General features: G+C 59.0%; 21 protein-coding genes and 3 tRNA genes. 20 read left to right on the plus strand and 4 right to left on the minus strand.

Annotated features, from left to right (window positions below):
* Positions 1 to 58 precede the first annotated feature (58 nt).
* The 5 genes from NXC24_RS07710 (at position 59) to NXC24_RS07730 (ending at position 3,773) form a co-directional block, all read left to right on the plus strand.
* Positions 59 to 1,075 (plus strand): zinc-dependent alcohol dehydrogenase family protein, encoded by a 1,017-nt coding sequence (locus NXC24_RS07710; protein ID WP_104822763.1) that lies wholly within the window; start codon positions 59 to 61, stop codon positions 1,073 to 1,075.
* Between the two features lie 7 nt (positions 1,076 to 1,082).
* Entirely contained in the window at positions 1,083 to 1,601 is a 519-nt protein-coding gene (locus tag NXC24_RS07715; RefSeq protein ID WP_104822764.1) for a cyclophilin-like fold protein, read from the plus strand.
* A 156-nt stretch (positions 1,602 to 1,757) separates the two neighbouring features.
* Positions 1,758 to 2,939: an MFS transporter gene (locus NXC24_RS07720; RefSeq protein ID WP_104822765.1), complete on the plus strand. Its 1,182-nt coding sequence runs from the start codon at positions 1,758 to 1,760 to the stop codon at positions 2,937 to 2,939.
* Between the two features lie 192 nt (positions 2,940 to 3,131).
* On the plus strand, positions 3,132 to 3,401 hold the full coding sequence (locus NXC24_RS07725) for a hypothetical protein (RefSeq protein WP_104822766.1): 270 nt from the start codon (positions 3,132 to 3,134) through the stop codon (positions 3,399 to 3,401).
* 87 nt (positions 3,402 to 3,488) lie between these two features.
* Complete coding sequence (locus tag NXC24_RS07730; protein WP_104822767.1) at positions 3,489 to 3,773, plus strand: hypothetical protein; 285 nt, start codon at positions 3,489 to 3,491, stop codon at positions 3,771 to 3,773.
* A gap of 73 nt (positions 3,774 to 3,846) precedes the next feature.
* Here the strand turns inward: NXC24_RS07730 and NXC24_RS07735 are convergent, their stop codons facing one another.
* The 3 genes from NXC24_RS07735 to rlmB form a co-directional block, all read right to left on the minus strand.
* Entirely contained in the window at positions 3,847 to 4,641 is a 795-nt protein-coding gene (locus NXC24_RS07735; protein ID WP_104822768.1) for a class I SAM-dependent methyltransferase, read from the minus strand.
* 114 nt (positions 4,642 to 4,755) lie between these two features.
* On the minus strand, positions 4,756 to 5,454 hold the full coding sequence (locus tag NXC24_RS07740; protein ID WP_104822769.1) for an AprI/Inh family metalloprotease inhibitor: 699 nt from the start codon (positions 5,452 to 5,454) through the stop codon (positions 4,756 to 4,758).
* Positions 5,455 to 5,493: 39 nt separating this feature from the next.
* Positions 5,494 to 6,402 carry a 23S rRNA (guanosine(2251)-2'-O)-methyltransferase RlmB gene (gene rlmB / locus NXC24_RS07745; RefSeq protein ID WP_104822770.1) on the minus strand — a complete coding sequence of 303 codons (909 nt, stop codon included), beginning with the start codon at positions 6,400 to 6,402 and terminating at the stop codon, positions 5,494 to 5,496.
* 198 nt (positions 6,403 to 6,600) lie between these two features.
* On the opposite strand from rlmB, the gene NXC24_RS07750 reads away from it, so the two are divergent.
* The 4 genes from NXC24_RS07750 to NXC24_RS07765 all read left to right on the plus strand — a co-directional run bounded on the left by NXC24_RS07750 (position 6,601) and on the right by NXC24_RS07765 (position 9,006).
* Positions 6,601 to 6,685 (plus strand) — tRNA-Tyr (locus NXC24_RS07750).
* A 24-nt stretch (positions 6,686 to 6,709) separates the two neighbouring features.
* Positions 6,710 to 6,783: transfer RNA gene (locus NXC24_RS07755), tRNA-Gly, on the plus strand.
* A gap of 451 nt (positions 6,784 to 7,234) precedes the next feature.
* Complete coding sequence (tuf, locus tag NXC24_RS07760) at positions 7,235 to 8,410, plus strand: elongation factor Tu (RefSeq protein WP_104822771.1); 1,176 nt, start codon at positions 7,235 to 7,237, stop codon at positions 8,408 to 8,410.
* Between the two features lie 77 nt (positions 8,411 to 8,487).
* A complete protein-coding gene (locus NXC24_RS07765; RefSeq protein WP_104822772.1) occupies positions 8,488 to 9,006 on the plus strand; it encodes an AAA family ATPase in 519 nt (172 codons plus the stop codon).
* A 31-nt stretch (positions 9,007 to 9,037) separates the two neighbouring features.
* On the opposite strand, the gene NXC24_RS07770 is transcribed toward NXC24_RS07765, so the two are convergent.
* Entirely contained in the window at positions 9,038 to 9,541 is a 504-nt protein-coding gene (locus NXC24_RS07770) for a GrpB family protein (RefSeq protein WP_104822773.1), read from the minus strand.
* 144 nt (positions 9,542 to 9,685) lie between these two features.
* Here NXC24_RS07770 and NXC24_RS07775 point away from each other — a divergent pair, with 144 nt between their 5' ends.
* The 11 genes from NXC24_RS07775 (at position 9,686) to rpoB (ending at position 20,752) form a co-directional block, all read left to right on the plus strand.
* The gene (locus NXC24_RS07775; protein WP_104822774.1) at positions 9,686 to 10,579 is read left to right on the plus strand and encodes an NAD(P)-dependent oxidoreductase; all 894 of its coding nucleotides are present in this window, start codon (positions 9,686 to 9,688) and stop codon (positions 10,577 to 10,579) included.
* Positions 10,580 to 10,914: 335 nt separating this feature from the next.
* Positions 10,915 to 11,601 (plus strand): glycosyltransferase, encoded by a 687-nt coding sequence (locus NXC24_RS07780; RefSeq protein WP_104822775.1) that lies wholly within the window; start codon positions 10,915 to 10,917, stop codon positions 11,599 to 11,601.
* A gap of 44 nt (positions 11,602 to 11,645) precedes the next feature.
* Positions 11,646 to 12,503 (plus strand): 3-deoxy-manno-octulosonate cytidylyltransferase, encoded by an 858-nt coding sequence (locus NXC24_RS07785; protein WP_199773568.1) that lies wholly within the window; start codon positions 11,646 to 11,648, stop codon positions 12,501 to 12,503.
* Positions 12,504 to 12,717: 214 nt separating this feature from the next.
* A tRNA-Trp gene (locus NXC24_RS07790) sits at positions 12,718 to 12,793 on the plus strand.
* A 197-nt stretch (positions 12,794 to 12,990) separates the two neighbouring features.
* Positions 12,991 to 13,191: a preprotein translocase subunit SecE gene (gene secE / locus NXC24_RS07795; RefSeq protein ID WP_028755225.1), complete on the plus strand. Its 201-nt coding sequence runs from the start codon at positions 12,991 to 12,993 to the stop codon at positions 13,189 to 13,191.
* An 18-nt stretch (positions 13,192 to 13,209) separates the two neighbouring features.
* Positions 13,210 to 13,740, plus strand: coding sequence for a transcription termination/antitermination protein NusG (nusG, locus tag NXC24_RS07800; RefSeq protein WP_028755226.1), 531 nt, complete (start codon positions 13,210 to 13,212; stop codon positions 13,738 to 13,740).
* 178 nt (positions 13,741 to 13,918) lie between these two features.
* Entirely contained in the window at positions 13,919 to 14,350 is a 432-nt protein-coding gene (rplK, locus tag NXC24_RS07805) for a 50S ribosomal protein L11 (protein ID WP_104822776.1), read from the plus strand.
* Between the two features lie 4 nt (positions 14,351 to 14,354).
* Positions 14,355 to 15,053, plus strand: a complete 699-nt coding sequence (rplA, locus tag NXC24_RS07810; protein WP_104822777.1) for a 50S ribosomal protein L1 — start codon at positions 14,355 to 14,357, stop codon at positions 15,051 to 15,053.
* Positions 15,054 to 15,385: 332 nt separating this feature from the next.
* On the plus strand, positions 15,386 to 15,904 hold the full coding sequence (gene rplJ / locus NXC24_RS07815; protein ID WP_104822778.1) for a 50S ribosomal protein L10: 519 nt from the start codon (positions 15,386 to 15,388) through the stop codon (positions 15,902 to 15,904).
* Between the two features lie 58 nt (positions 15,905 to 15,962).
* Positions 15,963 to 16,346, plus strand: a complete 384-nt coding sequence (gene rplL, locus NXC24_RS07820) for a 50S ribosomal protein L7/L12 (RefSeq protein ID WP_104822779.1) — start codon at positions 15,963 to 15,965, stop codon at positions 16,344 to 16,346.
* A 263-nt stretch (positions 16,347 to 16,609) separates the two neighbouring features.
* A complete protein-coding gene (gene rpoB, locus NXC24_RS07825; RefSeq protein WP_104822780.1) occupies positions 16,610 to 20,752 on the plus strand; it encodes a DNA-directed RNA polymerase subunit beta in 4,143 nt (1,380 codons plus the stop codon).
* Positions 20,753 to 20,787: the final 35 nt, after the last annotated feature.

Here is a 20,787-nt window from a genome sequence, read left to right on the forward strand (position 1 = left end):
TCCCATCAAGTTTGAACAAGGGCACTTCGCCCCGATGGCCAAAGAACCGGAGAAATCCATGCTCGGAACAGTCCTTCACGCCCCCGGCGACATCCGCTGCGAGGAAGTCGCAGAACCCAAAATCCTGAGGCCCACCGACGCCATCATCAAGCTTTCGGCGTCCTGCGTCTGCGGCTCCGATCTCTGGCCGTATCGCGGAATTCAGGCCGTGACCGCGCCGCAGCATATGGGCCATGAATACTGCGGCGTCGTGGTCGAGGTTGGAAGCGACGTGAAGACTATCCGGCCCGGCCAGTTCGTCGTCGGCTCGTTCTGCCTCTCGGACAATACCTGCCCGCATTGCCGGTACGGTTTCCAGTCCTCCTGCGAACACCGCGAATTCATGTCCGGCGCGCAGGCGCCATACGCGCGTATCGCACTGGCTGACGGTACGTTGGTTGCGACCGACACCATGCCGTCCGAAGACCTGATCCCGAGCCTGCTCGCCGCATCCGACGTGCTCGGCACGGGCTGGTATGCCGCTGATGCCGCGCGCGTGACGCCGGGCTGCACGGCGGTTGTGGTGGGCGACGGCGCCGTCGGCCTCATGGGCGTGCTGTCGGCAAAACAGCTTGGCGCCGGGCACATCATTGCCATGAGCCGCCATAAGCAGCGCCAGGAACTCGCCCTCGAATATGGCGCCACCGACATCATCACAGAGCGGGGCGACGCGGGCGTTGCAAGAGTGAAGGAATTGACCGGAGGCGTTGGCGCCGATTCCGTCCTTGAGTGCGTCGGCACCCAGGAATCGATGCTGCAGGCGATCAACTGCGCCCGTCCAGGCGGCTCGATCGGCTATGTCGGCGTGCCGCATGGCGTTGAGCTGGACGGGCAGATGCTGTTCTTCCAACAGAAGAACCTGCTGGGCGGTCCGGCACCGGTGCGTCGCTTCCTGCCGCATCTCATCGATCTCATCATGACCCGGCAGATCAATCCCGGCAAAGTCTTCGATCTCGAAGTGCCGCTCACCGATGTCGCCCAAGGCTACAAGGCCATGGACGAACGCAGTGCCATCAAGACGCTCCTTCGGATGTGAGGACGTCATGACCCTGAAACGATCTACGAGGTTGGCGGCGGTGCTTGCATTGGGATGCCTGGGACTAGCGGGCATCATTCAAGCCAAATCGAGTAACACGACAGAAGACAGCGCCGTGCACAGCAATTTGAGAAAGCCGAGCGACAAGACAATCGCGATACGCATCGGTGAAAAGACGTTTGCTGTCGATCTCTACGACAACGAGACGGCCAAAGACCTGATCACCAAACTGCCGCTCACCTTAAAAGCCGGCAATTATCCTGGCTATGACGAGAAGGTCATCCGGCTGAAAGACGGGCTTTCAATGAAGGGGGCGCCTCGTGGCGACGAGCCTGAGATCCCGGAAGTGGGCTATTACGAGCCCGGTCAATGGATTGCGCTTTATTATGGTTACATCGGCTACTGGCCAGGAAAAGTCCCGCTGGGACGCATTCACGCGAGCGTGGACGAAGTTCGCGCGATCCCGGACGGTGCACCGGTAACCATCGAGGTCAGCAACGGACTGACGGGCAAGAACGAGAACTAGGCGGCGCGGCCCGCGCGCATCTTCGAAAACCTGATCGCATGAGACTCAAGCTGGGTGAGGCCGGCGCGCCGGCACGATCCCTGTCGTTCCCTCAGCAGGCTCAGACACTCCAATACGTCCTGAACGATCCGCTCCAAGCCATTGACGGAAAGCAATATGGAAACCACCTACGACAACCAGATCGAAAGCACGGCAAGTCCGTGGGGTATTGTCATCTGCATGACGCTGATGACATTCACGCTCGTTGCCTCGGAATTCCTGCCTGTCAGCCTGCTGACACCAATCGCCGACGAACTGAGCATAACGGTGGGGCAGGCCGGACAAGCGATTTCCGTTTCGGGGTTCTTTGCCGTCGTCACCAGCCTGTTCAGCAATGCGCTCTTGGCACGCCTGGACCGACGCGCAGTGGTGCTTTCCTACACAGGCGTTCTCGTGCTTTCCGGTCTGGCAATCACATTCGCGCCCAACTACCTCGTGTTCATGGTCGGCCGCGCCCTGATCGGCGTGTCGATTGGCGGCTTCTGGTCGCTGTCCACGGCTATCATGGCGCGTATTGTATCCGGCCCGGACCTACCTAAAGCTCTTGCCATGCTGCAAGGAGGAAGCGCCCTTGCAAGTGTTGTCGCTCAACCATTGGGGAGTTTCCTCGGCGGGTTGATCGGCTGGCGAGGCGCATTCTTTATTATGGTGCCGATCGCGATCATAGCCTTCATATGGCAGGTCTTTGCACTGCCGAAAATACCGGGAGGCGGGGCCGGTTCGGTTCGCGGTACATTCGGGCTGCTGCGCAATCGTACCTTCGCCATCGGTATGGCGGCCATGACCTTCTTCTTCATGGGACAGTTTGCACTGTCCACCTATTTGCGGCCGTTCCTTGGGGATGTGACCGGCCTTGACGTCAACGGCCTTTCGCTCGTTCTCCTTGGGATCGGCCTGGCAGGCCTTCTGGGAACCTCGTTGATCGGCTTCCTGCTGCGCTCGCATCTGAGCACGGTTCTGGTGGGTTTCCCCGCCGTGCTGATGCTCATCGCGGTGTTGTTGATACCGCTTGGCCCATCTGCCCTGACAATAGCGGCGCTCCTTGCTCTTTTCGGCCTGTTTGCCACTCCTATTCCAGTGGCTTGGGGTACCTGGCTGACGCGCATCATACCGTCAGAGCTTGAAGCGGGAGGCGGGCTTCAGGTTGCGCTCATCCAGTTCGCCATAACATTTGGTGCCTTCACAGGCGGCATGCTCTTCGACAGTGCCGGCTGGTGGAGCCCGTTCGCGTACAGCGCTATCCTCTTTATGGTTTCGAGCGTGGTCGCGGTCGGCGTGACACGCTTGCGGCCGAGGTGACGCCATGCAGTGACGTTCGACCTGCTTCGGCAATAGACACGCTCATTCAGCGGCTTAACCGAGTTGTTTTCCCTGCAGCCCTCGATGCAGGAAATCGGCGGCTGCTTCATTCAATTGTAACGCCGCTGCACTTTGAAATGGTCGTAACGATCACTAAGTTACGATTCTCGTCATTGCTGCATGTGGGAAGATATGACCGTTAAGCCCAAGAAGCCCAAACTCGAACACTCCGAACTATCCGGTGAATTTACCGAGGATGGCGTGACCGTGCTCGTCGATATCTTTCGCCCGGCAGGCACCCAGCAAGACTGGCGGATGGAGGTCATCACGCCGGAGGAGGATCTTATCGAATGGGAAGAGCCCTTCGCGACTGACCGCGAGGCCTTCGATGAGTTCCTGGCGACGATCGCGCGCGATGGTATCAGGACTTTCTTCGACGAATCGGATCCTGCGATTCACTAGGCTGCGCCGGCGCGCTTCGGCCTCGCGCATTTACAACGTCTGAAATAGGCATACACTTTCCCATCCACGGCGGGCGAGGGAACGTCCATGCGCGAGGTTTTGAAGCTTATTGTCCTGGGATTGCCGTTTGCTGTGATGGCAGATGCGCCGGCGTTGGCCGGACAGGATTGCTACTGCAAAAACGTAGACGGAAAGCAGCATGCGATCGGCGAAGTCGCCTGCATGACCGTGAACGGCAAGAGCTATCTCGCGCAATGCGAGATGAACCTGAATGTCACCTCATGGCTGAAGCTGCAGGATGGATGCCCGATCACGGAGCGGTCGCCCACGCTGCAATCGGCCTGGCGTCCGCAGCCGATTGCAGTTCGCTGATCCGTTTTTCTGTCCCTTTGTTTTTGCCGCAATTCCGGACGAAAAACCGCTGCGCACTTTTCCTCGAATTACTCTAGTGGCAGCGGTATGCGCGCTCCGAAATGGCGCTCATGCCGGAGCGGGTCATGAGTTCGTAGAGTATGCGCCGGCCGAATGGATTGTGCAGGCGGACGGCGTCGGACCCAAGAAAATGCGTTTCCGCCAGTTCGAAGGCTCTGAGATGGGGCGCGCGCAGAATAGCCGCACGGTAGAAATCGTGGAATTCACGCCGGCAGACATAGGTCTTGTATTTCGTCATGCAGAAAGCCGAGAAGATCTCATCATTGTCGCGGAGGAAATCCGCGACGCCGACGGTGACTTCCGGCCAAGCAGGATTGAACGTGTCGTCGAAGACGATGACGCCATGGTCGGCGATCGTCTCCTTCGCCAGGTGGATGTCGGCTTTCAGGTTCGACAAGGTGTGTCCGCCATCGATGCTGAAGAAGCGCACCTTGCCGACCTTGCTCGCTACGTCTTTCGGCGACAGCTCCGCGCTATCGCCGACGAACAGCAGGTCCTCGTCGACAGGCAGGCCGAGCCGCTCGCCATTCTCGATAAATGTTCGGTATTGCTTGGAAACGCCATTCGACATCTCTCCGATGTCGAAGAGATCGATGCCAAGCACACGATCTTCCGGCGATGTGATCTTTTTCAGGAGAAAATAAGAACGACCGAAATAGACCCCGATTTCAGCAATTCCGCCGCCCAATCCATGTCCCCTCTGGCGTTCCAGAATAGAAAGGTAAACAAGGGCATCCGGCGGGTCGATATATCCTTCTACACTTCGCAATTCGTGGAAGATGAATTTGCGGATATTCGATAAGATCATGCGCCCTGTACCTATATTTCCCAATATGTGACAATAAGGGCCGGGTTCGGACCGGCCCAAGCTAACATAGTCACATTTCTCGGACGTCAAGCCATAGGCGGGATATCGGCTCCTTTAGCCGCCCTGTTTGCGGACAAGCACCATCGGCTGTCCCTCTTCCTCTTCGGATTTCTGAAAGCTGCCGTCCGGCCGCATATCGAAGGAGAGCGAAGAGCCGTCAGTGCCCATCATCACCAGGCCAAAACCCTCCACGACCCAGAGGGAAAGCTTGAGGTCAGCAACGTCGGCCGGGCAGTCGCCGCCCGGTGACATTTTCGGCGTGCCATCCTCGTCGGTATCGCTGGACAGCGTGATGTTGCAGATGAGTTTGCCGTTGGGCTGCTCGACTTGCCAGGTGCCGGCGAGGCTTGCGACGGTTGGAACATGATCGACGTCTCCGAGCGCCGGCAGCAGCCACGTCGGATCGCCTTCTTCGCTTTCCCAGGGCGACCCCTCTTCTTCCTGGAAACGGGCCACCACCTTCTGCGTCGCGTCCATAAGGGCGAGCGAGCCGTCCTCGCTGAAATTCCAGGCGGCCGCCTTGGCGTAGGCGGGCAGGGCGGTCGCGCAGGCATCCGCGCCGCTAACAGCGTAGCCGCCGGTCACCGGACTGGTTTCGAAGGTGAGGCGGCAGCCCTTTGCGCCACCTTCCGGCGCCAGCAGCCATGTGCCCGCCTGCGACTTGATGAGTTCCTCGTCGGCGGCACTAGCCGGTTGCCCGGCGGCGAGAATGAAGGCGGCAGAAGCCGCCGCGAGACAAAAAGTGCGGATCAAGGCAGTTCCCCCCAAATCTGCTGCGGCACCCCCGTGCCGCTAGATTTTCAGATAAGACCGCGCTGCGTAGAGAGCGATCGCGGCCGCGTTCGAGACGTTGAGTGATTTGATCGCGCCCGGCATGTCGAGCCGCGCCAGCGCGTTCACCGTTTCCCGTGTCTTCTGGCGCAGCCCCTTGCCCTCGGAGCCAAGAACGAGGGCGACCTTCTCGCCCGAAAACGTGCCTTCGAGCGGCGCCGGCCCTTCCGAATCAAGACCGATGGTGACGAAGCCGAGGCGGTGCAGCTCGCCGAGCGCGTCGGCGAGATTGGTGATCTGTATATAGGGTATCAGCTCCAGCGCACCGGAGGCGGATTTGGCGAGCACGCCCGATTCGGTCGGGCTATGACGCTGTGTGGTGATGACGGCGCCGGCGTCGAAGGCGACGGCTGAGCGCATGATTGCGCCGACATTGTGCGGATCGGTCACCTGATCGAGAACCAGCAGCAGCGGGCTGTCCTTCAGGGCCTCCAGCCGGCGCACGGGCAGGGGACGCGTCTCCAGCATGACGCCCTGATGGATCGCTTCCGGACCCAGCACTTTGTCAATATCCTGCGGCGAGACCATCTCGACGGGAATGCCGAGTTCGGCCGCCGGTCCGATTTCCAGCCGCACCAACGCATTCTGCGTCGCTGACAGCTTGATGTTCTTCCGCTCGGGATTGGCAAGGGCTGCGCGCACCGTATGCAGGCCATATAGATAGACCTGGTCTGGAGCGAGTGCCGGCGGCTTCCAATCATCCGCGCCGGCCCGCTTGCGCTTCTGTGGCGGCGGCGTCGGGATTTCGCCGCGCTCGCGCTTGGCGTCGCGATGCGCGCGCCGCAAGGTGGCGTAATGCGTGTCTTTGGCCGACTTATCGCCGACGGTGTTGTCAGGGCCGGAACGGCCGGATGTTCTGTCTTTGCTCATGCGGCTTTATAGCGAGAGCGCCCTTGAGCGCATAGTCCTCTTTCGTCAGTGGGCTTTTGCAGCAAGTTGAAATTTTTTCGTCATTTTTGCCCGGACCTCATGTTGACAGAAGGAAACGGTCCGGTCATATACGCGGCGCAGATCGCGGCGGCGACGTCCGGTCTAGCAAGCTTGGTCGCAAGATCCAGTCGGAAAACTGGAGGGATGCCCGAGTGGTTAAAGGGGACGGACTGTAAATCCGTTGGCTCAGCCTACGTTGGTTCAAATCCAACTCCCTCCACCATTCCGCACAGGATCTTGGCCACCCGCGGGTATAGCTCAATGGTAGAGCAGCAGCCTTCCAAGCTGAATACGCGGGTTCGATTCCCGCTACCCGCTCCAAGATTTTCAGTCCTTCATCTCCGTCAGGCAGGTCTTGCGACAGACCTGCTGCCCTGAATCCCAGCTTTCCTCTCCGCCATATTCGATTCACATCCTCCGCGTGAGGAATGGCTTATATTCTGGCGGGCGATACATACCTATTCGCGAACCTCTGCAAGATCGGTCTCTGCAGACCTAGTCAATTCCGAGAAGCGGCTTCGGACACCTGGATTATTTCCTCAGCGTGCCTATCTAAGCGTCTGAACCGGCAAATGCTTTTACATCTTTCCGGATCGGCCGGCGAAACCTGCGGGGCGAATCAAAGCCGACGGCGCGCATTGTCCGTCATCGGCTACACTTCGCCAAGAATAGGGCCTGCAATTAAGTCTTGCGCAAATGCGACGAAAGCCTTAAACGGCGGCACTAAACCGGTTCGCCGGGGCCACCATTTACGTTCACAGGAAGCATTCAAATGGCAAAGAGTAAGTTTGAGCGCAATAAGCCGCACGTTAACATCGGCACGATCGGCCACGTTGACCACGGCAAGACGTCTCTGACGGCAGCGATCACGAAGTTCTTCGGTGAGTTCAAGGCGTATGACCAGATCGACGCGGCACCGGAAGAAAAGGCGCGTGGTATCACGATCTCGACGGCACACGTTGAATATGAGACGGCTGCTCGTCACTATGCGCACGTCGACTGCCCCGGCCACGCTGACTATGTGAAGAACATGATCACGGGTGCTGCGCAGATGGACGGCGCGATCCTGGTTTGCTCGGCTGCCGACGGCCCGATGCCGCAGACGCGCGAGCACATCCTGCTCGCCCGCCAGGTTGGCGTTCCGGCGATCGTAGTGTTCCTGAACAAGGTCGACCAGGTTGACGACGCCGAGCTTCTGGAGCTCGTCGAGCTTGAAGTTCGCGAACTGCTGTCGTCCTACGACTTCCCGGGCGACGACATTCCGGTTGTCAAGGGTTCGGCGCTTGCTGCCCTGGAAGACAGCAACAAGGAAATCGGCGAAAACGCGATCCGCGAGCTGATGGCCCAGGTTGACGCCTACATCCCGACGCCAGAGCGTCCGATCGACCAGCCGTTCCTGATGCCGATCGAAGACGTGTTCTCGATCTCCGGCCGTGGTACGGTTGTGACGGGCCGCGTCGAGCGTGGTATCGTCAAGGTTGGTGAAGAAGTCGAAATCGTCGGCATTCGTCCGACGTCGAAGACGACGGTTACCGGCGTTGAAATGTTCCGCAAGCTGCTCGACCAGGGCCAGGCCGGCGACAACATCGGCGCGCTGGTCCGCGGTGTGAACCGTGACGGCGTCGAGCGTGGCCAGATCCTGTGCAAGCCGGGTTCTGTGAAGCCGCACAAGAAGTTCATGGCCGAAGCCTACATCCTGACGAAGGAAGAGGGTGGCCGTCATACGCCGTTCTTCACGAACTACCGTCCGCAGTTCTACTTCCGCACGACGGACGTGACGGGCATCGTGACGCTTCCGGAAGGCACGGAAATGGTTATGCCAGGCGACAACGTCACGGTTGCCGTTGAGCTGATCGTTCCGATCGCGATGGAAGAAAAGCTGCGCTTCGCTATCCGCGAAGGCGGCCGCACCGTCGGCGCCGGCATCGTCGCCTCCATCGTCGAGTAATCCCCGGATTATTCGTGGTTACGAAGGCCCCGCTGGAAACAGCGGGGCCTTTCGCATTTCGGCATGGAGGAGACTGAGTGGATCTGATCATTCTGACAGGCGCATCCGGCTCTGGAAAAACGGCAATCGCCGACGCCATCGCCGAGAGATGTCCGGACGAGTTCGCGATCTATCGGTTCGATAGCATCGGCGTGCCGACGGTGGATACGATGATCAGGGATCACGGTTCGCCGGAGGCCTGGCAGCGGGACAAGACCATCGAATGGATGGCGCGTCTTGCAAAAGTTGCGCAGAGTGGAAAGTCGGTCCTGTTCGAAGGGCAGATGCGGATTTCCTTCATCGCTGAAGCGGCCGCGGCGGCAAATGTCGATAGCTACAGGCTGCTGTTGGTCGATTGCAACGACACAACGAGGGCGCGGCGCTTGACGGTCGGAAGACGCCAGCCGGAGCTCGCGGATCAAAATATGATGGATTGGGCGGCCTATCTGCGCGGGGAGGCCGTTCAGCACGGTTGCGAGATCTTCGATACCAGCGAGCTTTCGCTCGATCAATGCGTTGCGCATGTGCTGGAGCATTTGCGAGAGCAGTCGAGGTGAAGCAATCCATCGACAGTCCCCGGCTGGTGACTTAGCTCCGCTCGGCTAGGGCGCAGCGCAGGACATCGGCAACGAAATCGCTTTTGCCGCCGGTATAGTGATCCCAATTGCCGTTCGCTTCGATGACCAGTCGTCGCTTCAATGCTGCATAATCCCTGGCCGCTTCTGGATGGGCACGAAGATAGTCGCGAAAGAGGATGCGGTCGCGGTGAGCGGGATTGTCGAGGAGGCATAGATAAAGACGAGTTCCGTAAGGTGTTTCGTCTTTGGTGAATATCCATCTGTCCGCGCCATACGGATCGCCATGGAAGGTATAACCGGCCTCCATCAAGCGTTCGGTCGCGAAGAGCCTGTCATCAGCCGTCGTCAGCACTGCGTCGATATCGAGCTTAGGCTTGGCACAGAGCCCGAGGATGGATGTACTGCCTATATGATGGATATCGGCGGGACGGCACAAGAAGGCGGCGATGGCCGTACGGCGGCGCAGGAAGAGAGTGGGCCAGCCCGGATCGTAGTCAACGAGCCTGATCGGCATGGCGCTCTTCAACCTTTCTTTGACGCCCCTGTCTCCAGCAGATCATTCATTTGTGACCGACTGAGGCAATCCGTCCCTGTCGACCGCCTTGCGGAACTGAGGAAAGGGTCTATCTATCGCTCGATTTTACCAGGAGGAGATTGCATGAAAAAGCGCATATTGTTCACGGGTGGCAGCGGCAAGGCCGGGCGTCATACCGTTCCCTGGCTGATCAATGCCGGCTATGAGGTCCACAATGTCGATCTGGTGCCGCTGGACAGCCCCGGCGTCACCAATTTGGTGGCCGATGTCACTGATGCGGGACAAGTCTACAACGTGCTGACCATGCATCGGGATTTCCCGGATCTCGATCAGGGGAAGGGCGTGCAGCCTTACGACGCCGTCGTGCATTTCGCTGCCATTCCGCGCATCCTGATCAAGCCTGATAACGAGACCTTCCGCATCAATACGATGAGCACCTACAATGTCATCGAAGCGGCGGCAAAGCTCGGCGTCAAGAAGATCATTGTCGCCTCCAGCGAAACGACTTATGGCGTTTGCTTTGCCGAGGGCCATCGCGATTTTCATCAGTTTCCGCTGGAGGAAGATTACGATGTCAATCCCATGGATTCCTACGGCCTCTCCAAGGTCCTGAACGAGAAGACGGCGCGCGCCTTCGCCGAGCGTTTCGGCATCGACGTCTATGCGCTGCGCATCGGCAACGTCATCGAGCCTTACGAATATGAGCGCTTCCCGGAATATTTCGCTGACACCGACATCCGTAAGCGCATAGCCTGGAGCTATATCGATGCCCGCGATCTCGGCCAGATCGTCCATCTCTGCATCGAAAAAGGCGGTCTCGGTTTTCAGGTCTTCAACGCGGCCAACGACACGGTATCGGCCAACACGCCGTCCCGGGAACTTGCCGCCAAATACTACCCGAACGTGCCCTTCACCCGCGAGATCGGCGAGTATGAAGGCCTGCTCTCCAACCGGAAGATTCGCGAAGTCCTGGGCTTCAAGGAAGAGCATAACTGGCGCCGTTATGTGAAGGTTTGAGGCTGCGCTGCCAAAAGAACTGAAAGCTGGGCGCCGTCGCGACGCCCGGCCGAAACCCTGCCAAGAGCAGGGATGCCTCTCCATTTGTTACGGAAGAAAACCAAAAATGCTTCCGCAAACACTCGACAAATATCTGGGTTGAAGTAAGTAGGCTTGCGTTTCGCGAGGCGTATCATGGAAATTGCAGTCGCTTTCCACGATACAGTCGGGATTCATTTTGGAATGAGCATCATATCGCCTACGAGCCGGCGGGATGTTCGGCAGCGTAATTTGCGTTGCAATAGAAAGCTATTCAACCGGCTGATCTCTTGAGGGTCAGCCGCTTCGGAGGGACTATGAACGACGGTGTTGCACGTATTTTTGTCGGCTTCGATTCCAAGGAAGTCGTCGCCTATCACGTTCTCGCACAAAGCATAATCGAGCGCTCTTCGATCCCGGTGGTGTTTTCGCCGATCGTTCTCAGCAATCTCGACGGCGTTTTCACGCGCGAGCGCAATCCGCTGCAATCGACCGAATTTTCCTTCTCCCGCTTTCTGGTTCCCTACCTCAGCGATTACGAGGGCTGGAGCATCTTCATGGATTGCGACATGCTCGCCCGCGCCGATATTGCCGAGCTCTGGAAGCTGCGCGACGACCGTTATGCCGCAATGTGCGTCAAGCACGACTACCAGCCGAAGATCGAGACGAAATTCCTCGGCCAGACCCAGACCAAATATGAAAAGAAGAATTGGTCGAGCATGATCCTCTTCAACAATGCCAAATGCCGGGCATTGACGAAGGATTACGTCAATACCGCCACGGGCCTGCAGCTTCACCAGTTTAAGTGGCTGGAGAGCGACGATCAGATCGGGGAGATCCCCGTGACCTGGAATTACCTCGTCAATGAATATGACTACCGGCCGGATGCGCAACTCGTGCATTTCACCGATGGCGGCCCGTATTTCGACGAATATCGCAACGACGACTACGCCGAGGAATGGTTCGCCATGCGTGATCGCATGCTGCACGTCCAGCAGAAGTGACGGGGCTGGATCAGAGCGTGACTTCCGAAACAGGAACCGGCAAGATTGGCTTTCCGGCTGCAGGGGCCGCCGCAGGTTTGACGACCGCCGAAGAGTGGCGGTCCATACTGGCGGCCTTCTCCCATATCGTTCTTGTCGCAAACAGCGATGCGGTCGATATCGCCAGCCTTCAGGCGCAGTTTCCGTCCACAGCGCTCTTCATCTTCTTCAATAAGGTCTACAAGGTCCTGGATCGTCCGTTCCACGGCCATTCGCTACTGATTTCGCGCGGACAGCCGCGCGGCGCCAACATCGTCTATCGGGGCGAGGTGGGCGATGTCGTCAAGTTCTTCCCGAAGGACTATTTCCTCGGGATCATGAACATCCGCCTCGGGCCCGAGGAAAAACTGAATCCGGCCGCCGATTTCCAGGGCGCGCCGACCGGCCATCTCGATCTCGTCGGCTTCTGCGGCGATTTCTACACGGAGGCCAAGACGCCGACCAGCGGCTTTGCCATGGCGCTTTGGCTGAGCGACTTGAAATTGCCCGGCGCCATCGTGCTTGCCGGCTTCTCGGCCAAGCGCAGCGAAAAATGGAGGGTGGTGTCGGTTCACGACTGGACCTTCGAGCAGACTTTCCTGCGCCTCTTCGCCCGCTTGGGGAAGATCACCATCCATGGCGGGGTATCGCTAAATCCCTACATCAGGCTCGCCGAGCGCTTCTCTGAGGTTCCCCCGGCCGAAATCGCGCTGGCTGCGGCAGAGGTACTCTCCGAGCGGCTCGGCAATGCTGACGCCGAAGTGGACAAGCTGATCTCCTTGACCAATGTGATTCGCTCGACAGACAATTTCCTGCGTCGTCTCAAACCGAAATTCCTCAAACGGAAGCCCAAGGGAACGCCGGGGGAGCCGAAGGAAGGCTGAGAAGCGCCGGCGCGATGCATTCGGGAGGCGCTGCGAAGCCCGCAATCCCTGTGGTCGGCGGTCTCGTCAATTGCCCGGGGCGCTCGAAGCTGCGGACTCTCTTGGGAAAAAACAAAAAACGCACTTGCCAATCGTTTCGTCCCGTCTTAAAGGAGCGCCATGTTTTCGGAAGGCGCTGGCAGGCAACCGCACGGCGCGGATGATCGAAGCATAAAGGGGTATAGCTCAGTTGGTAGAGCGGCGGTCTCCAAAACCGCAGGTCGTAGGTTCGAGCCCTGCTGCCCCTGCCATTTTCCTTGATTTGACTGGCGCGTCGGTTTCGCTGCTTCTTGGGTTAGGGATTATGCCGGAATGGCAGGCAAATTTTCGAAGGCACCGAATTCCCTCTTGTTAAATTGGGAATCGATGTTTATGTAGGGTTCAACAGACACGCGGTGCGTGGGGCTGATATGTTCAGCTTTACGCGCCGTAATTGCGTGGGCAGTCAATGGCATCCAAAACGAATCCACTTGCGTTTCTGCAGCAGGTCCGCTCCGAGACGTCGAAAATCACTTGGCCGTCCCGCCGCGAGACGATGATCTCGACGGTGATGGTGCTTGTCATGGTCATTTTCGCTTCGTTGTTTTTCTTTGCTGCTGACCAGCTCATAGGCTGGATTCTCGGCTACGTGCTGAATACCGGCAATTGATATCGGGTGGAGATGAACATGGCGGCACGTTGGTACATCGTCCACGCTTATTCTAATTTCGAAAAGAAGGTGGCTGAATCCATCGAGGAGAAGGCCAAGCAGAAGGGTCTCGATCATCTGTTCGAGAAGATCCTTGTGCCGACCGAGAAGGTGGTTGAAGTGCGCCGCGGCCGTAAGGTTGACAGCGAGCGCAAGTTCTTCCCGGGTTACGTGCTGGTGCGCGCCAATCTGACGGATGAAGCCTATCACCTGATCAAGAATACGCCGAAGGTCACTGGCTTTCTCGGCTCCGACAATAAGCCCGTTCCGATTCCGGATTATGAAGCCGAGCGCATTCTCGGTCAGGTCCAGGAAGGTGTCGAGCGGCCGAAGGCTTCTGTATCCTTCGAGATTGGTGAGCAGGTCCGCGTTTCCGACGGCCCGTTCGCATCGTTCAACGGCACGGTTCAGGATGTGGACGAGGAGCGTTCGCGCCTGAAGGTGGAAGTGTCGATCTTCGGCCGCGCTACGCCGGTCGAGCTGGAATACAGTCAGGTCGAGAAGGTCTGATCTTCGTTTGAGTTTGGATGCAAGCAAGTGTTTGCTTGCATCTCGCGGCCATGCCGCAATCCGCGTGGAAGGGCAGGGGTCTTAGCCGGACCTTTTGATCCGCACCACGCAACCGCAGCCGCCGGAGCGATCTGGCATAGTAGACTGGGCAACCGGTCGTGTAGAAAGGCAGAGAGAAATGGCTAAGAAAGTTGCAGGCCAGCTCAAGCTGCAGGTTAAGGCCGGCTCGGCGAATCCGTCGCCGCCGATCGGTCCTGCGCTTGGTCAGCGTGGCATTAACATCATGGAATTCTGCAAGGCGTTCAATGCCGCCACGCAGGAAATGGAAAAGGGTATGCCGATCCCGGTCGTCATCACCTACTACCAGGACAAGTCCTTCACCTTCGCAATGAAGCAGCCGCCGGTCAGCTACTTCCTCAAGAAGGAAGCGAAGATCCAGTCCGGCTCGAAGACCCCGGGCAAGGGTGCCAAGGCTGGCACGCTCACCAAGGCTCAGGTCAAGTCGATTGCCGAAGCCAAGATGAAGGATCTGAACGCCGCCGATATCGAAGGCGCAATGGCCATGATCGAGGGCTCCGCCCGCGCCATGGGCCTGGAAGTGGTAGGTTAAGACCATGGTTGCAAAGCGTATTCAGAAGATCCGCGAAGGCGTTGATCCCACCAAGCTCTATGCTCTGACCCAGGCTATCGGCATGGTCAAGGAGCGGGCCGTCGCCAAGTTCGACGAAACCGTCGAAATCGCCATGAACCTCGGCGTTGACCCGCGTCACGCTGACCAGATGGTCCGCGGCGTCGTCAATCTGCCGAACGGCACCGGCCGTACGGTTCGCGTTGCCGTTTTCGCTCGTGGCGCCAAGGCTGACGAAGCCAAGGCTGCCGGTGCTGACGTCGTTGGCGCGGAAGACCTGGTTGAAATCGTTCAGGGCGGCAAGATCGACTTCGATCGTTGCATCGCTACCCCGGACATGATGCCGCTCGTCGGCCGTCTCGGTAAGGTTCTCGGCCCGCGCGGCATGATGCCGAACCCGAAGGTCGGCACCGTCACCATGGACGTCAAGGGTGCTGTCGAAGCCTCCAAGGGCGGCGCAGTCGAGTTCCGCGTCGAGAAGGCTGGTATCGTCCATGCCGGTATCGGCAAGGCCTCCTTCGATGCCAAGGCTCTGGAAGAAAACATCCGCGCCTTCGCTGACGCCGTCATCAAGGCGAAGCCGGCCGGTGCAAAGGGCAACTACGTCAAGCGCGTAGCCATCTCTTCGACCATGGGCCCGGGCGTCAAGATCGAGCCGTCGACGGTTACGGCGCCGAGCGCCTAATGGTTCTGTCGGGCCTGCTGCCCGGCATTTAAGAATTCCTGGCCCTTCGGGGCCAGGATACCGGAGAAATCCGGAATTCCTGTCCGAGATTGCAGGTGGTTGAGACCTTAATCACTTTGCCTGCATGAGACGGGTAAGACCCGAATTTTGAAGAAGTTCTGCTTCGATAAACTCGGTTCGAGCCTTGGATGCCTTGTGCCTTGGAGCCTTAGGGCTCGAGCGCGAGGGGACAGGATCCTCAAGCGTCGCTTGGGATCTCTTAGCTGATCCCAGGAGGCAAAAGGCAACCCGGCAGGTCCGTTTATCGCGGTCCTGTCAACTGGAGAAAAGCAGTGGAAAGAGCGGAAAAACGCGAATTCGTCACGGAACTGAACGAAGTCTTCAAGGCTTCGGGCTCGGTTGTCGTGGCCCACTATGCTGGTGCCACAGTCGCACAGATGAACGATTTTCGTTCCAAGATGCGCGCTGCTGGCGGCACCGTCAAAGTCGCGAAGAACCGCCTGGCCAAGATTGCTCTTCAGGGCACGGATGCGGAAGGGATTTCCAATCTCTTCACCGGGCAGACGCTGATCGCATACAGCACTGATCCGATTACCGCTCCGAAGGTCGTCGTGGATTTCGCCAAGACCAACGATAAGATCGTTGTTCTGGGCGGCGCCATGGGAACAACCACGCTCAACCCCGAAGGTGTTAAGTCGCTCGCGACCCTGCCTTCGCTGGACGAGCTGCGTGCGAAGCTGCTGGGCATGATCCAGACGCCGGCTACCCGCATCGCAGGTGTGGTTGCAGCACCGGCAAGCCAGCTTGCTCGCGTGTTCTCGGCCTACGCCAAGAAGGACGAAGCCGCGTAAGGCGGTTTTTCGCTGTTCATAATCAACCAGTTCGAACCGAACAAAAGGAACTACAAAAATGGCTGATCTCGCAAAGATCGTTGAAGACCTCTCCTCGCTGACCGTTCTCGAAGCCGCAGAACTGTCCAAGCTTCTCGAAGAAAAGTGGGGCGTTTCCGCCGCTGCTCCGGTAGCTGTTGCTGCCGTTGCCGGTGGTGCTGGCGGCGCTGCTGCTGCTGTTGAAGAAGAAAAGACCGAGTTCGACGTCATCCTCGCGGATGCCGGCGCGAACAAGATCAACGTCATCAAGGAAGTCCGCGCCATCACCGGTCTCGGCCTCAAGGAAGCCAAGGACCTCGTTGAGGCTGCTCCGAAGGCTGTCAAGGAAGGCGTTTCCAAGGCTGAAGCCGCTGACATCAAGAAGAAGCTCGAAGACGCTGGCGCAAAGGCCGACGTCAAGTAAGCTTGAAACTGCTTTGGGAGGTGGCATTTTGCCGCCTCCCATTTGCCGTTTTTCTGAACAAATTACCCAAAAGCCGCGGCTAAAACGGCTTTTGGGTAATGGGTTCTTCAAGAGGATGGTCTGAGACTGAACCGCGACGCAATCCGTGCCGAGCGGTTTTCGGTCAGTTAGACGAGATTGAACTACTCATTGATTGATGGGATCGCCTGGCCAGCGGTTCCCATCCGTTGCAGGCCCGGGTGCAGGATTTTAAAGGAGCGACGATGGCTCAGACCCTTTCGTTCAACGGTCGCAGGCGCGTACGCAAGTTTTTTGGTAAGATTCCGGAAGTCGCAGAGATGCCGAACCTCATCGAGGTTCAGAAGGCGTCCTACGATCAGTTCCTCATGGTCGAAGAGCCCAAGGGCGGCCGCCCTGACGAGGGTCTCCAGGCCGTTTTCAAGTCGGTTTTCCCGATCACCGATTTCTCCGGCGCTTCCATGCTGGAGTTCGTGTCCTATGAATTCGAACCGCCGAAGTTCGACGTCGACGAGTGCCGCCAGCGCGACCTGACCTATGCCGCGCCGCTGAAGGTCACTCTCCGTCTGATCGTGTTCGATATCGATGAGGACACCGGCGCGAAGTCCATCAAGGACATCAAGGAACAGAGCGTTTACATGGGCGACATGCCGCTCATGACGAACAACGGTACCTTCATCGTGAACGGCACCGAACGCGTTATCGTGTCCCAGATGCACCGTTCGCCGGGTGTCTTCTTCGACCACGACAAGGGCAAGAGCCACTCCTCCGGCAAGCTGCTCTTCGCTGCTCGCGTCATTCCGTATCGCGGCTCCTGGCTCGACATCGAATTCGACGCCAAGGACATCGTCTACGCCCGTATCGACCGCCGCCGCAAGATTCCGGTGACGTCGCTTCTGATGGCGCTCGGCATGGACGGCGAAGAAATCCTGTCGACGTTCTACACGAAATCGCTCTACCAGCGCGACGGCCAGGGCTGGCGCATTCCCTTCAAGGCGGAAACGCTGAAGGGCGCCAAGACCGTTTCCGACATGATCGACGCCGATACCGGCGAAGTCGTTGTCGAAGGCGGCAAGAAGCTGACCCCGCGCCTGCTGCGCCAGTTGCAGGAAAAGGGCCTCAAGGCTTTGAAGGCCACCGACGAAGAGCTGTACGGCCTCTTCCTGGCGGAAGACATCGTCAACTTCCAGACCGGTGAGATCTATCTCGAAGCCGGCGACGAAATCGACGAAAAGACACTGCCGATCATCCTCAAGGCCGGTTTCGACGAAATCCCGGTTCTCGGCATCGACCATATCAATGTCGGCGCCTACATCCGCAACACGCTGTCCGCCGACAAGAACGAGAACCGTCAGGACGCTCTGTTCGACATCTACCGCGTCATGCGTCCGGGTGAACCGCCGACCATGGAATCGGCCGAAGCCATGTTCAACTCGCTGTTCTTCGATGCGGAGCGCTACGATCTCTCCGCTGTCGGCCGCGTGAAGATGAACATGCGTCTCGACCTTGACGTCGAAGACACCGTTCGCATCCTGCGCAAGGACGACATCCTGGCCGTGGTCAAGATGCTGGTCGAACTGCGCGACGGCAAGGGCGAAATCGACGACATCGACAACCTCGGCAACCGCCGCGTTCGCTCGGTCGGCGAGCTGATGGAAAACCAGTACCGTCTCGGCCTGCTGCGCATGGAGCGCGCGATCAAGGAACGCATGTCCTCGATCGAAATCGACACGGTCATGCCGCAGGATCTGATCAACGCGAAGCCGGCCGCTGCCGCCGTTCGCGAATTCTTCGGCTCCTCGCAGCTCTCGCAGTTCATGGACCAGGTGAACCCGCTCTCGGAAATCACCCACAAGCGCCGTCTTTCGGCTCTTGGCCCGGGCGGTCTGACCCGCGAGCGCGCCGGCTTCGAAGTCCGCGACGTGCATCCGACCCACTACGGTCGTATTTGCCCGATCGAAACGCCGGAAGGTCCGAACATCGGTCTCATCAACTCGCTGGCAACCTTTGCCCGCGTCAACAAGTACGGCTTTATCGAAAGCCCCTACCGCCGCATCATCGACGGTAAGGTGACCAACGACGTGCTCTACCTCTCCGCCATGGAAGAGGCGAAGTACTACGTTGCTCAGGCCAACGCCGAACTCGACGCCGACGGCTCCTTCATTGAGGAATTCGTTGTTTGCCGTCATGCTGGCGAAGTTATGCTCGCTCCGCGCGACAACATCAACCTGATGGACGTCTCGCCGAAGCAGCTTGTTTCGGTCGCTGCCGCTCTGATCCCGTTCCTGGAAAACGACGACGCCAACCGCGCTCTCATGGGCTCGAACATGCAGCGTCAGGCCGTGCCGCTTCTGCGCGCCGAAGCCCCGTTCGTCGGCACTGGCATGGAGCCGGTTGTCGCCCGTGACTCAGGCGCTGCTATCGGTGCCCGCCGCGGCGGCGTGGTTGACCAGGTCGACGCAACGCGTATCGTTATCCGCGCTACCGAAGACCTCGATCCGTCGAAGTCCGGCGTCGATATCTACCGCCTGATGAAGTTCCAGCGTTCGAACCAGAACACCTGCGTCAACCAGCGTCCGCTGGTCACCGTTGGTGACGTGGTCAACAAGGGCGACATCCTGGCAGACGGTCCGTCGACCGACCTCGGCGATCTGGCGCTCGGCCGTAACGTGCTCGTCGCGTTCATGCCGTGGAACGGCTACAACTACGAAGACTCGATCCTGCTCTCCGAGCGTATCGTTGCCGACGACGTGTTCACCTCCATTCACATCGAAGAATTCGAAGTGATGGCGCGCGACACCAAGCTCGGTCCGGAAGAAATCACCCGCGATATTCCGAACGTTTCGGAAGAAGCGCTGAAGAACCTGGACGAAGCCGGCATCGTTTACATCGGCGCTGAAGTTCAGCCGGGCGATATCCTCGTCGGCAAGATCACGCCGAAGGGCGAAAGCCCGATGACGCCGGAAGAAAAGCTTCTGCGCGCCATCTTCGGTGAAAAGGCGTCCGACGTTCGCGACACCTCCATGCGCATGCCGCCCGGCACCTACGGTACGGTCGTCGAAGTTCGCGTCTTCAACCGCCACGGCGTTGAGAAGGACGAACGCGCAATGGCGATCGAGCGCGAAGAGATCGAACGCCTCGCGAAGGACCGCGACGACGAGCAGGCGATCCTCGACCGTAACGTCTACGGCCGCCTGATCGAAATGCTCCGTGGCCAGGTAGCGCTTGCCGGTCCGAAGAGCTTCAAGAAGGGCACGGAACTGTCCAACGCCGTCGTCTCCGAATATCCGCGCTCGCAGTGGTGGATGTTCGCCGTCGAGGACGAAAAGGTTCAGGGCGAGCTCGAAGCTTTGCGTGGCCAGTACGACGAATCCAAGTCGCGCCTCGAACAGCGCTTCATGGACAAGGTCGAGAAGGTCCAGCGCGGCGATGAAATGCCTCCGGGCGTCATGAAGATGGTCAAGGTCTTCGTCGCTGTGAAGCGCAAGATCCAGCCGGGTGACAAGATGGCCGGCCGTCATGGCAACAAGGGTGTCGTATCGCGCATCGTGCCGGTCGAAGACATGCCGTTCCTCGAAGACGGCACGCATGTCGACATCGTGCTCAATCCGCTCGGCGTGCCGTCGCGCATGAACGTCGGTCAGATCCTTGAGACGCACCTCGGCTGGGCTTGCGCCGGCATGGGTCGTCAGATCGGCGAGCTGATCGAAGCGTATAAGGCAAGCGGCAACATCGAGCCTCTGCGCCAGACGATCGACATGGTCGTCGGCGACGGTCCGAAGAGCGACGACGTTCACGAGTATGACGACGCGTCGGTTCTGCGTCTGGCCGATCAGTGGAAGCGTGGCGTGTCCATTGCGACCCCGGTCTTCGACGGCGCCGGCGAAGTCGATGTTAACGAGATGCTCGCAATGGCAGGTCTGAAGCAGACCGGTCAGTCGACGCTCTATGATGGTCGTACCGGCGAACAGTTCGACCGCCAGGTCACGGTTGGCTACATCTACATGCTGAAGCTGAACCACCTGGTCGACGACAAGATCCACGCCCGCTCGATTGGCCCGTACTCGCTCGTCACCCAGCAGCCGCTGGGCGGTAAGGCGCAGTTCGGCGGTCAGCGCTTCGGCGAAATGGAAGTCTGGGCGCTCGAAGCTTACGGTGCAGCCTACACGCTGCAGGAAATGCTCACGGTCAAGTCGGACGACGTGGCCGGCCGCACCAAGGTCTACGAAGCCATCGTCCGTGGCGACGACACCTTCGAAGCGGGCATTCCGGAGAGCTTCAACGTTCTCGTCAAGGAAATGCGGTCGCTGGGCCTCAGCGTCGAATTGGAAAACTCCAAGGTCGACGATCTGCAGGCAGCGGGCCAGCTTCCGGACGCAGCCGAGTAATAGCCGATAGGGTGCGCGCTGTCCGTCAGCGCGCA

The sequence above is a fragment of the Rhizobium sp. NXC24 genome (genome assembly GCF_002944315.1).
GTDB lineage: Bacteria > Pseudomonadota > Alphaproteobacteria > Rhizobiales > Rhizobiaceae > Rhizobium.